Source organism: Micromonospora nigra (assembly GCF_900091585.1).
Taxonomy (GTDB): Bacteria; Actinomycetota; Actinomycetes; order Mycobacteriales; family Micromonosporaceae; genus Micromonospora; species Micromonospora nigra.
In genome coordinates this window covers 4,286,672-4,298,558 of the sequence record NZ_FMHT01000003.1, presented here as the reverse complement: position 1 = coordinate 4,298,558, position 11,887 = coordinate 4,286,672, and the positions used below count along the sequence as shown (strand labels likewise).

Here is an 11,887-nt window from a genome sequence, read left to right as displayed (position 1 = left end):
CCGTAGCGCCACACCTACCCTCGGTGGCCGAAAGGCGCTCCACAGCAGACAGTGTCATGACCTCGGTGGCGTGGGTCGCCGGACCAGCCGGGCCTGCGCGAGGATCTCGTCCGTCGAGAGGATCCGGGTCTCCGCCGTTCCGTCGTCCGGCTCGCGTGGTGCGGGAACAGTGCCCCCGGTGGCCGGCTCCGGCGCCGACCGGGTGACCCACCAGGCGACCCCCACGACCGTCCAGAGCAGCGGCGGCAGCAGCGGATCCTCCAGGGAAGGCGAGAGGAAGCCGACGACACAGGCGAACACCAGCGCGGTCACGCCCCACACCGTCGACTGTGCGGGTGCGGCAGCCCCACGGCGGGCCTGCCGGATCCGGCGCAGCAGCGGCAGGGCGACCGCCGCCAGCCACACCAGGTACACGACGAGGCCGAGCAGTCCGACCTCCATGACCAGGTGCAACCAGAACGAGTCGACCTGCACGGCGTGGAAGCCGTACCGGTTGAAGCCGGCCGGGCCGAACTTCGGGTTCCGGTGCCAGTTGGGGTCGTTCTTCTCGGCCACCACGCCGCCGAACTGACCGATGCCGAAGCCGAGGACCGGCTGGCGGGGCAGGATCCGCGCGACCTGTTGCAGGTAGAGCACCCGGATCTCGCGCACCGGGGCGGGGGTTCGGCTCGCTGCGGGCTGCGGGGACGCCGCCGGCTGCCGGGTGGCGGCGGGTGCCGACGGGCGGAGGGACGCGCCGGACGTGGGCTTACGGCCCGGGGGCGTCGTGGCACCCTCCCTGGTGGGCGAGGGCCTGGCGGTCACGGTCGGGGCACCCGACGGACGGGTGCCGGCCGTCGGGGTGGCGGGGGACCCGCTCGGACGGGCGGTCGGGCTGGTGGGCCCGCTCGGACGGGCCGCCGGGCTGGTGGGGGCGCTCGGACGGGCGGCCGTCGACTCGCTGCCGGCCGGGTTGCGCAACCCGGAGAAGGCGTTGTCCCACCGCCGCTCCCACTCGGCGCGGTTGTCGGGCCGCACGGCGACCTGCGCCGCGGTGCAGAGCACCACGACGAGGCAGACGGCGAGGACGCGCCGGGTGTTGCCGCGGACCAGGAGCACCACCAGGCCACCGGCGGCCAGCACGCCCAGCAGGGACTCCCGGGACTGGGTCGCGGACATCGCGACGGCGACCACCGTGGCCACGGCCCACCACCGTCGCGGGACGGACCGGTTCACGGCGACCCAGGCCAGGAAGCCGAGCAGGCACAGCCCGAGCAGGTGCCCGAGGTGGTTGGGATGCGGTTGCAGGCCCTGCGCCCGGCTCTGGTCGGCCCAGGTCAGGTCGACCCACCCGAGCGCGCTGTGCGCGGGTGCGCCGACGACCATCTGGACGAGGGCGATGACCACGTTGACGCCCACCACCACCGCGGCGGGAAGGAGCATCCGCCGGACGAGGACGCGATCCAGGTCGGCGGCCCGCAACGCGTAGAAGACGACGGCACCCCGGAAGTAGACGAAGAGCGCCTCGCCCATGAGGGTCGCCGACGAGTCGTTGACGGCCCCGGCGAGCACCATCACCAGCACCAGCACCACCAGGGCGAGATCCGCCGTGGTGCGGAACCGGTGCCACAGCCGGTCGACGGCCACCTTGACGACGGCGAGCGCCGCGAGCCCGAGGTAGAGCGCCGTCTTGAGGTGTTTCGGCCACTGCGCGGCCTCCCGCAGGTTGGCCCTCGGGTCGGTGCTGGTCGGTCCACTGAGCACCTGGGCCCAGGTCTCGAACAGGACGTGCACCAGGAGAACGCCGACCAGCGTCACGATGGCGACGGTAAGCAGCCGGGACAGGGACCGGGTCCCCCTGGTGTGCCCCGCGTCGGCCGGCGCGACGGTGGGCGGGGCGGTCATCGGCCGTGCCGGCGGCGACGCGCGATGAGCAGCGCCGCCAGGACCAGGCCGACCACGAGGGCACCGCCCACCCCCGCGAGCAGTACCGTCGGCCAGGTCGACCCTTCGGCCTCCTGCCGTTCGTTCTGCTGCCGTTCCACGGCGTTCTGCCGGTACGCCTGGGCGAGCAGGTTGGTGGGGGCACCCTGCGCCGCGGCGTCCAGCTCCGTGATCGCTGTCGCGTTCTCTCCGGCGAAGTACGCGTCGAGGCCGCTGCGGTACCGCTTGTCGGTGTCGCTGAGCGCGTTGGCGACCCCGGCCTCGGCGAGCAGCCCTGCGACGGTGGCGGCCGGCAGCACCACCCGGTTCGCCCGGTCGGGTCGCGCCTGGTCCTGGTCGAGCATGCCGGCGACCCGGCCGTTGGCGTCGAGGGCGATGCCGCCGTGGGACGCCGCCCCGATGTCCTCGTTGATCCGGTAGATCGAGACCGGCCCCCGCCTTCCGGTTCCGGTGATCGTGACCAGTTTCGACCGGGGTTGGTAGGTGGCGGTGCGGAAGTCGACGTCGCTGGTGGCGAACCCGAGGACGAGCACCGGCGCGCCCTCGGCGAGCTCGGCCCCCGGGTTCAGCTCCACGGCGGGCAGGTTGCCCCGGGCCAGTTTGACGAGGGCGGTGTTGCCGGTCTCGGCGGGCAGGGTCCGGACGACCGTGGCGGGGATGGCGGGCTCGGTCGTCAGGTTGCCCTTGGCGGCGTTGAGCTGCGCGTACACCTCGCTGGCCGGCTCCGTCCCCGGATCGGGCCCGGTGAACCGCACCTTCGGCAGGGTGGTACGGATGTACTCCGGCACCTGGACGGTGGTGAGCTGGTTCTCGCGTACGAGCATCCGGGCCACCGCGTCGATGGCGATCTGCCGGGCGTTCTCCTCGGTCGGTTCGACGCAGGAGCTGCTGGTGAGGGCGTGCCCGTCCGCGTTGACCACGAAGGCGCTGCACCGGCGGGTGAAGGTGATCGGCGCGCGCCGGATCGGCTTTCCCGTGGCGGCGTCACGGACGTAGCCGGTGAAGACGGCCTCGACGAAGACCACCGCCGGTGTCGCGACCGCGAGGGCGCGCTCTTCCGGGCTGAACGGCGCAGCCTCGGCCCAGGGTTTCAGGCCGGGATCGACCGTCGACGTGGTGGGGAAGAAGGTCGGATCCGCGCGGGGCGGCGCCTCCTCGTCACCGCTGAGGGCCCAGACCGCGGCTCCGCCACCGAGAACGACGGCCAGCGCGGCGGCGACGACGCCGGCCCAGAGGCCGGTGCGCCGTGGCGGGCGCGTGGTGGGCTGGATGCGGCGGGCCGGTGCGGCGAAGGGGTCGGGGAACGCCCCCTCGGCGCTCACCGGTGCCGGAGGCCCGGGGACCGCGGGAACGGGCTGCGGCGGAGCCGAGACGGACCGTGGCGGGGCCGACACCGGCGGGGCGGACACCGGGACACCGGCGGGCACGGGCTGGTAGTCCACGCCGAGCGCCCGGAACAGCCGTTCCACGGCCGGCCCGGCCTCGGCGGGGTACGCCACCCACGGCGCTGCCGCCGAGAAGTCGGCGTACGCGTGCGGCGTCACCTGCGCCTGGTTGTTCACCGCCGCGGCGAACGCCTCGCGCCAGCCGGGTGTGGCGGCGACCACGGCGTCGAGGACCGCGACCGTGACGAACCGTCCCTGGCTGTCGACGGCTGCCCACGCCTTGCCGACCGGCGATCCACCCAGCAAGTGGGTGAACCTGTACGGGCCGTCCGGCTGCATGACCACTCCTCTGCTCGACCGCCGAGCGGATCCTACAGAGGGGGCACACCCCGTTCTGTCCGTCGGTCGACCGGCGGCCGGCGATCCACCTTCCCGGGCAGGTCAGAGCGTCGTCCTCGGTGGAGTCGCCGGTAGGCTTGCCTGCTGAAAGATTTCATGCATAGAGTCAGCGCATGAATGAAGGAGTTGCCGTCGTGCCCACCGACCGGGTGCTCGGCCTCTTCGACGGGGTGCGACTCACCCCGACGCAGCGCCGCATCGCGCACTGTCTCGTGCAGCACGCCCCCGCGGTGAGTTACCTGTCGGCCGCCGAGGTGGCCGAGCTGGCCGGGGTCAGTCAGCCGTCGGTGACCCGGTTCGCGGTCGCGCTGGGTCACGACGGCTACCCGGCCCTGCGCCGCCGGCTGCGGGAGCTGACCGCCACCGCGCCCGACCCGACCACCGCCGGCAACGAACTCCAACAGGCGGTACGCGCCGAGATCGGCAACCTCGACCGGCTCGCCGGGCAGCTCGCCGACCGGGAACGGATCGCCGGGACGGGCCGGCTGCTGGCCGCCAGCCGCCCGTTGCCGGTGCTCGGGCTGCGGGCCGCCGCCCCGCTGGCCGCGTACTTCGCGTACTTCGCCGCGAAGGTGCACCCCGACGTGCGGGTGCTCGACTGCGGCGGCAGTCTGCTCGCCGACCGCCTCGAACAGGCCGCCGAGGCCGGAGCGGGCGCCCTGCTGGCGTTCGTGCTGCCCCGCTACCCCCGGGAGACCCTGGACGCGCTGCGCGCGGCCCGCGACGCCGGCCTGACCGTGGTGGCGATCACCGACTCGCCGGTCAGCCCGGCCGCCGAGCACGCCGACGTGGTGCTGCCCGCCGCGGTGGGCGCGCAGCTCGTGTTCGACCTGCACACCGCTCCGATGACGCTGGCCATGGTGCTGTTGCAGGCGATCTGTGACGCCGCCCCGGCCGAAACCCAGCGGCGACTGGAGGCGTTCGAAGCCTCCGCCGCCCGTCGACAGTTGTTCCTCGGTTAGGAGGAGGCCCGAATGACGCGATCCACCCAGGCAGCGGGCGGCACCGGACACGTCCGCGCCGCTCGCGGCACCGAGCGCACCGCCCGTGGCTGGCCGCAGGAGGCCGCCCTGCGGATGCTGATGAACAACCTCGACCCGGAGGTCGCCGAACGCCCCGACGACCTGGTGGTCTACGGCGGGACAGGGAGGGCGGCGCGGGACTGGCCGTCGTACCACGCGCTGGTGCGGACACTGACCGACCTGCGGGACGACGAGACGATGCTGGTGCAGTCGGGTCGACCGGTCGGGGTGATGCGCACCCACGAGTGGGCCCCCCGGGTGCTGCTGGCCAACTCGAACCTGGTCGGCGACTGGGCCACCTGGCCGGAGTTCCGCCGCCTGGAGCAGCTCGGCCTGACCATGTACGGGCAGATGACCGCCGGCTCGTGGATCTACATCGGCACGCAGGGCATCCTCCAGGGCACGTACGAGACGTTCGCGGCGGTGGCCGCCCGGAAGTTCGGTGACACCCTGGCCGGCACACTGACGTTGACCGCCGGGTGCGGCGGGATGGGCGGTGCGCAGCCCCTCGCGGTCACCATGAACGGTGGCGCATGCCTGATCGTCGACGTCGACCGGAGCCGGCTGGACCGGCGGGTGCACGACCGTTACCTGGACGGTGTGGCCGACTCCCTCGACGACGCGGTCGAGCGGGTGCTCGCCGCGAAGCGGGAGCGCCGGGCGCTGAGCGTGGGCGTGGTCGGCAACGCCGCGACGGTCTTCCCCGAGCTGCTGCGCCGGGGTGTCGACGTCGACGTCGTGACCGACCAGACCAGCGCGCACGATCCCCTGTCGTACCTGCCAATGGGCGTCGAGCTGGCCGACGCGCGCGACTACGCGGCGGCGAAGCCCGCCGAGTTCACCGACCGGGCCCGCGCGTCGATGGCGGCGCACGTCGAGGCGATGGTGGGCTTCCTCGACGCGGGCGCGGAGGTGTTCGACTACGGCAACTCGATCCGCGACGAGGCGCGTCTCGGCGGGTACGAGCGGGCGTTCGACTTCCCCGGCTTCGTGCCGGCCTACATCCGGCCGTTGTTCTGCGAGGGCCGGGGCCCGTTCCGCTGGGCGGCGCTGTCCGGTGATCCGGCCGACATCGCCGCCACCGACCGGGCGATCCTGGAGCTGTTCCCGGAGAACGAGCCCCTGGCGCGGTGGATCCGGCTGGCCGGGGAGCGGGTCGCCTTCCAGGGCCTGCCGGCGCGGATCTGCTGGCTGGGCTACGGCGAGCGGGACGTCGCCGGGGTACGGTTCAACGAGATGGTCGCCTCGGGTGAGCTGTCCGCCCCGGTGGTGATCGGTCGGGACCATCTGGACTGCGGCAGCGTGGCCAGCCCGTACCGGGAGACCGAGGCGATGGCCGACGGCTCCGACGCGATCGCCGACTGGCCGCTGCTCAACGCGCTGGTCAACACGGCCAGCGGGGCTTCCTGGGTGTCGATCCACCACGGCGGCGGGGTGGGCATCGGCCGGTCGATCCACGCCGGGCAGGTCTGCGTGGCCGACGGCAGCGCCCTGGCGGGGCAGAAGATCGAACGGGTGCTGACCAACGACCCGGCGATGGGCGTGGTCCGGCACGTCGACGCGGGCTACGACGCGGCCCGCGAGGTCGCGGACCGCACCGGCGTGCGGGTTCCGATGACGGAGGGCCCGGCATGAGCGACCTGACCGCGCGGTTCCGGGCGCTGTGGGACGAGATCGCGCCGGTCGGGCGGGACGCAGGCAGCGGTGGCTACCTGCGCTACGCGCTGACCGGGCCGGAACTGCGGCTGCGGGAGTGGTTCCGGGGGCAGGCCGACGGTCGCGGCATGCCCGTCACCGAGGACGGCAACGGCAACCTGTTCGCCTGGTGGGGTGACCCCGATGCCGGTGCCGCCGTGCTGACCGGCAGCCACTTCGACTCGGTGCCGCACGGCGGGGCGTACGACGGTCCGTTGGGGATCGTCAGCGCCTTCCTCGCGGTCGACGAGCTGCGCGCCGCGGGTGTCGCGCCGGCCCGGCCGGTCGCGGTGGCGGCGTTCGTGGAGGAGGAGGGGGCGCGGTTCGGCGTACCCTGCCTGGGGTCCCGGCTGCTCACCGGTCAGATCGCGGTGGATCGCGCGGCCGGCCTGCGTGACGCGGCGGGGGTCAGCTTCGCCGAGGCGCTGGGCGACCGACCGGCGGGCGCTGATCCGGCGCTGCTCGGCCGGTTCGCCGCCTTCGTGGAACTGCACGTGGAGCAGGGGCGTGCGCTGGCCGGGCAGGCCGCGCCGGTCGCGGTCGCCAGCGCGATCTGGCCGCACGGCCGGTGGCGCTTCGAGGTGCGCGGCGAGGGCAACCACGCCGGTACGACCCGGATGGGCGACCGCCGCGACCCCATGCTGACGTACGCGTTCACGGTGCTCGCCGCGAACAAGGAGGCCCGGCTGCGGGACGCCCACGCCACGGTGGGCCGGGTGGCGGTGGAGCCGAACGCCACCAACGCGATCCCGTCGACGGTGACCGGCTGGCTGGACGCGCGGGCCGCGGAGCCGCAGACGCTGCGCGCGCTGGTCGAGGCGGTGCAGGCCAAGGCGGCCGAGCGGGCCCGGCGTGACGGCACCGACCTGACCGTCACCGAGGAGTCGGCGACCCCCCTGGTGGCGTTCGACGGCGGCCTGGCCACGCGCCTCGCGGCGCTGCTCGACGCACCGGTGCTGCCGACCGGGGCCGGTCACGACGCGGGGGTGCTGGCCGCGCACCTGCCCACCGCGATGCTCTTCGTGCGCAACCCGACCGGGGTGTCGCACTCACCCGCCGAGTCGGCCACCGACGACGACTGCGCCGCCGGGGTGGCCGCTCTGGCCCGGGTGATCGGGGAGCTGACGTGCGGGTGAACGCCGCCGTGCACCAGCACCCCCACCCCGCCGACCGACGACGCTCCGGTGCGCGCTCTCCCGAGCTGAGAGCGCAGACGAAGCACCGCACCGCGATCCCTCAGCCCACGCGCCCTCCCGAGCTGAGAGCGCAGACGAAACACCGCGCGGCGAGCCCGCACCCGACACGCTGGCTTGTGAGAGCGCAGACGATGCAGCTCGAAAGGGGGCGAGAGAGATGACCGCGACCCGCTGGCTCGCCGAGTGGGCCTGGCTGCCCGCCCCCACCGGGGCAGGACAGGCCGATGCGCCCACGCCCGACGTGCTGATCGAGACGGAGCACGGCCGGATCACCGGCGTCACGCCACTGACCGCCGGCAGCCGGCCCGACGCCGGGGTGGAGGTGCTGACCGACGCGGTACGCCTGCCCGGCCTTACCCTGCCCGGCCTGGCCAACACCCACTCGCACGCCTTCCACCGGGCGCTGCGCGGACGCACCCAGCACGGGCGGGGCGACTTCTGGACCTGGCGCGAGAAGATGTACGCCGTCGCCGGCCGGCTCGACCCGGAGACGTACCTGGCCCTGGCCCGGGCCGCGTACGCCGAGATGGCCCTCGCCGGGATCACCTGCGTGGGCGAGTTCCACTACCTGCACCACGGCCCGGACGGCACCCCGTACGACGATCCGAACGCGATGGGCGGGGCGCTGGTCGAGGCCGCCGCGCACGCCGGCATCCGGCTGACCCTGCTCGACACCTGCTATCTGACCGCCAGCGTGGACGGGCAGGCCCTGACCGGGCCGCAGCGGCGTTTCGGCGACGGCGACGCGCTGCGCTGGGCGCAGCGGGTGGACGCGTTCACCCCGGGCGACGACCACGCCCTCGTCGGCGCGGCCATCCACTCGGTGCGAGCGGTTCCGGTGGCGCAGCTCGCCACCGTCGCCGGCTGGGCCGACCGGAACGGCCTGCCGCTGCACGTGCACCTGTCGGAGCAACCCGCCGAGAACGACGCCTGCCGGGCCGTGCACGGCGTCACCCCGACCCGGCTGCTCGCCGAGCACGGGGTGCTCGGGCCGCGCACCACCGCCGTGCACGCCACCCACCCCACCGGGGCCGACGTGGCGCTGCTCGCCGAGAGCGGCGCCGGCGTCTGCCTCTGCCCCACCACCGAGCGGGACCTCGCCGACGGGATCGGCCCGGCCCGGCGGATGGCCGACGCCGGTATCCCGTTGAGCCTGGGCAGCGACAGCCACGCCGTGGTCGACCTGTTCGAGGATGCTCGGGCGGTGGAACTGGACGAGCGGCTGCGCACCCGCCGCCGCGGCCACTTCACCCCCGCCGAACTGCTCACCGCCGCCACCGCCGCCGGCCACGCCGCGCTGGGCTGGGGCGACGCCGGCCGGCTCGCGGTGGGCGACCGGGCCGACCTGGTGACGGTACGCCTCGACAGCGCCCGTACCGCCGGGGTGCCGCCGGTCGGCGCGTTCTTCGCCGCCACCGCCGCCGACGTGTCCCACGTGCTGGTCGACGGGCGGCCGGTGGTCGTCGACGGCCGGCACCTGACCGTGGACGTGCCCGTGGAACTGCACGACGCGATCGAGGCGGTGACCCCCGGTGAGCGCGAGCGGCAGCCTGCTGGTCGACAACATCGGCGAACTCGTCACCAACTCCCCCGACGGGCGCGGCCCGCTGGGGCTGCGCCGCGACGCCGCCCTGCTGGTCGAGGACGGCCGCGTCGCGTGGGTCGGTTCGGCGCGGGACACGCCGGCCGCCGACCGACGCGTCGACGCGGGCGGGGCGGCGGTGCTGCCGGGTTTCGTGGACAGTCACGCCCATCTGGTCTTCGCCGGGGACCGGGCCGCCGAGTTCGCCGCCCGGATGGCCGGGCAGCCGTACACCGGCGGGGGCATCCGCACCACCGTCGGCGCGACCCGCGCCGCCTCCGACGGCGAACTGCGCGCCACCGTACGCCGGCTGCACGCCGAGGCGTTGCGGCAGGGCACCACGACGATCGAGGTCAAGAGCGGGTACGGCCTCACCGTCGCCGACGAGGCCCGTTCGCTGCGGATCGCCGCCGAGGTCACCGACGAGACCACGTTCCTGGGGGCGCACGTCGTCCCCGCCGAGTACGCCGACCGCCCCGACGACTACGTGTCGCTGGTGTGCGGGCCGATGCTCGCCGCCGCCGCCCCGCACGCCCGCTGGATCGACGTGTTCTGCGAGCGGGGCGCGTTCGACGCCGACCACACCCGCGCGATCCTGACCTGCGGGCGGGCGGTCGGGCTGGGCGTGCGGGTGCACGCCAACCAGCTCGGCCCCGGGCCGGGGGTGCGGCTCGGGGTGGAACTGGAGGCGGCGAGCGTCGACCACTGCACCCACCTCGACGACGCCGACGTCGACGCGCTGGCCGGCGGGCAGACCGTCGCCACCCTGCTGCCCGGCGTGGAGTTCTCCACCCGGTCGCCGTACCCGGACGCCCGCCGGCTGCTCGACGCCGGGGTGACCGTCGCGCTGGCGACCGACTGCAACCCCGGGTCGTCGTACACGTCGTCGATGCCGTTCTGCGTCGCGCTGGCCGTACGCGAGATGCGGATGACCCCGGCGGAGGCGGTGTGGGCCGCGACCGCCGGCGGTGCGCGGGCGCTGCGCCGCGACGACGTGGGGGTGCTGCGGCCCGGGGCCCGCGCCGACCTGATGATCCTCGACGCCCCGTCCCACCTGCACCTGGCCTACCGGCCGGGAGTTCCCCTGATCCGCAAGGTTCTGCACAACGGAGTGCCGCGATGACCGTGACCGTCCAACCCACCGGGATCACCCCCGCCGACGTGCTCGCCGTGGCGCGCGGCACCGCCAAGGTCGTCCTCGCCCCCGCCACCGTGGACGCGATGGCCACCAGCCGGTCCATCGTGGACGGGATCGAACGTGCCGGCCGCCCCGTCTACGGCGTGTCCACCGGTTTCGGTGCCCTCGCGAACACCTTCGTCGCGCCCGAACGGCGGGCGGAACTCCAGCACGCGCTGATCCGCTCCCACGCCGCCGGGGTGGGCGCCCCGATGCCCCGGGAGGTGGTGCGGGCGATGATGCTGCTGCGGGTACGCTCCCTCGCCCTCGGCCGCTCCGGGGTTCGGCCGCTGGTCGCCGAGGCCCTGGTCGACCTGCTCAACCAGGACGTCACGCCGTGGGTGCCGGAGCACGGCTCGCTCGGCGCGTCCGGCGACCTGGCACCGTTGGCGCACTGCGCGCTGGTGCTGCTCGGTGAGGGTTGGGTGCTCGGTCCGGCGGGCGAGCGGCTGCCCGCCGCGGACGCGCTGCACCAGGCCGGCCTGCGCCCGGTCGAACTGGCCGCCAAGGAAGGGCTGGCCCTGATCAACGGCACGGACGGCATGCTGGGCATGCTGCTGCTGGCGATCCACGACGCCGCGCACCTGTTCACCATGGCCGACGTGACGGCCGCCCTGGCCATCGAGGCGATGCTCGGCTCCGAGCGACCGTTCCTGCCCGAGCTGCACGCCATCCGCCCGCACCCCGGCCAGGGTGTGTCGGCGGCCAACATCCACCGGCTGCTCCAGGACTCCCGGGTCATGGACTCCCACCGCGACGACCTGGCGCACGCCGTGCAGGACGCGTACTCGATGCGGTGTGCCCCGCAGGTGGCCGGCGCGGCCCGGGACACCCTCGACTTCGTCCGCACCGTCGCCGGCCGGGAACTGGTCTCGGTGGTCGACAACCCGGTGGTGCTGCCCGACGGGCAGGTCGAGTCGACCGGCAACTTCCACGGTGCGCCGCTCGGGTTCGCCGCCGACTTCCTGGCCATCGCCGCCGCCGAGGTGGGCGCGATCGCCGAGCGACGGGTCGACCGGCTGCTCGACGTGACCCGTTCCCGCGAACTGCCGGCGTTCCTGTCCCCCGACGCCGGGGTGAACTCCGGCCTGATGATCGCCCAGTACACGGCCGCCGGCATCGTCGCCGAGAACCGCCGGCTGGCCGCGCCCGCCTCGGTGGACTCCCTGCCCACCAGCGGCATGCAGGAGGACCACGTCTCGATGGGCTGGGCGGCGGCCAGGAAGCTGCGCACCGTGCTGGACAACCTGACCAGCCTGCTCGCCGTGGAACTGCTGGCCGCCGTCCGTGGCCTGCAACTGCGGGCCCCGCTGGAGCCGTCCCCGGCCGGCCGGGCGGCGCTGGACGCGCTGGGCGGGGCCATCGGCGAACCGGGCCCGGACGTGTTCCTCGCCCCGCTGATGGAGGCGGCCCGGGAGGTGCTGCGCACCCCCGAACTCCGCGCGGCGATCGAACGAAGGATCGGTCCACTCGCCTGACCCCGCCGCGCCCGCCCCGCTTCGCTCGAC

General features: G+C 74.6%; 7 protein-coding genes and 1 pseudogene. 6 read left to right on the top strand and 2 right to left on the bottom strand.

Annotation, left to right across the window (positions count from 1 at the left end; translation table 11 throughout):
• Window positions 1-54: 54 nt before the first annotated feature.
• Together GA0070616_RS18685 and GA0070616_RS18680 are read right to left on the bottom strand one after the other, a co-directional pair.
• On the bottom strand, window positions 55-1,797 hold the full coding sequence (locus tag GA0070616_RS18685; RefSeq protein ID WP_175440124.1) for an O-antigen ligase family protein: 1,743 nt from the start codon (window positions 1,795-1,797) through the stop codon (window positions 55-57).
• An 83-nt stretch (window positions 1,798-1,880) separates the two neighbouring features.
• Window positions 1,881-3,647, bottom strand: coding sequence for a trypsin-like peptidase domain-containing protein (locus tag GA0070616_RS18680; RefSeq protein WP_091084392.1), 1,767 nt, complete (start codon window positions 3,645-3,647; stop codon window positions 1,881-1,883).
• A gap of 173 nt (window positions 3,648-3,820) precedes the next feature.
• Here GA0070616_RS18680 and GA0070616_RS18675 point away from each other — a divergent pair, with 173 nt between their 5' ends.
• The 6 genes and pseudogenes from GA0070616_RS18675 (at window position 3,821) to hutH (ending at window position 11,857) form a co-directional block, all read left to right on the top strand.
• Complete coding sequence (locus GA0070616_RS18675; RefSeq protein ID WP_091084388.1) at window positions 3,821-4,669, top strand: MurR/RpiR family transcriptional regulator; 849 nt, start codon at window positions 3,821-3,823, stop codon at window positions 4,667-4,669.
• A 12-nt stretch (window positions 4,670-4,681) separates the two neighbouring features.
• Complete coding sequence (gene hutU, locus GA0070616_RS18670; RefSeq protein ID WP_091084385.1) at window positions 4,682-6,364, top strand: urocanate hydratase; 1,683 nt, start codon at window positions 4,682-4,684, stop codon at window positions 6,362-6,364.
• Entirely contained in the window at window positions 6,361-7,560 is a 1,200-nt protein-coding gene (locus tag GA0070616_RS18665) for an allantoate amidohydrolase (RefSeq protein ID WP_091084380.1), read from the top strand. The genes hutU and GA0070616_RS18665 overlap by 4 nt, the downstream gene beginning before the upstream one ends.
• A 217-nt stretch (window positions 7,561-7,777) precedes the next feature.
• Window positions 7,778-9,148, top strand: a pseudogene (locus GA0070616_RS18660) (formimidoylglutamate deiminase); the annotation flags it as partial.
• Window positions 9,149-9,152: 4 nt separating this feature from the next.
• The gene (hutI, locus tag GA0070616_RS18655; RefSeq protein ID WP_091091086.1) at window positions 9,153-10,325 is read left to right on the top strand and encodes an imidazolonepropionase; all 1,173 of its coding nucleotides are present in this window, start codon (window positions 9,153-9,155) and stop codon (window positions 10,323-10,325) included.
• A complete protein-coding gene (gene hutH, locus GA0070616_RS18650; protein ID WP_091091084.1) occupies window positions 10,322-11,857 on the top strand; it encodes a histidine ammonia-lyase in 1,536 nt (511 codons plus the stop codon). The genes hutI and hutH overlap by 4 nt, the downstream gene beginning before the upstream one ends.
• Window positions 11,858-11,887: the final 30 nt, after the last annotated feature.

Excerpts from the sequence above, each read along its gene's own strand:
- GA0070616_RS18680 (WP_091084392.1), bottom strand. The coding sequence starts at position 3,647 with ATGCAGCCGGACGGCCCGTACAGGTTCACCCACTTGCTGGGTGGATCG.
- GA0070616_RS18675 (WP_091084388.1), top strand. The coding sequence starts at position 3,821 with ATGAATGAAGGAGTTGCCGTCGTGCCCACCGACCGGGTGCTCGGCCTC.
- hutU (WP_091084385.1), top strand. The coding sequence starts at position 4,682 with ATGACGCGATCCACCCAGGCAGCGGGCGGCACCGGACACGTCCGCGCC.
- GA0070616_RS18665 (WP_091084380.1), top strand. The coding sequence starts at position 6,361 with ATGAGCGACCTGACCGCGCGGTTCCGGGCGCTGTGGGACGAGATCGCG.
- hutH (WP_091091084.1), top strand. The coding sequence starts at position 10,322 with ATGACCGTGACCGTCCAACCCACCGGGATCACCCCCGCCGACGTGCTC.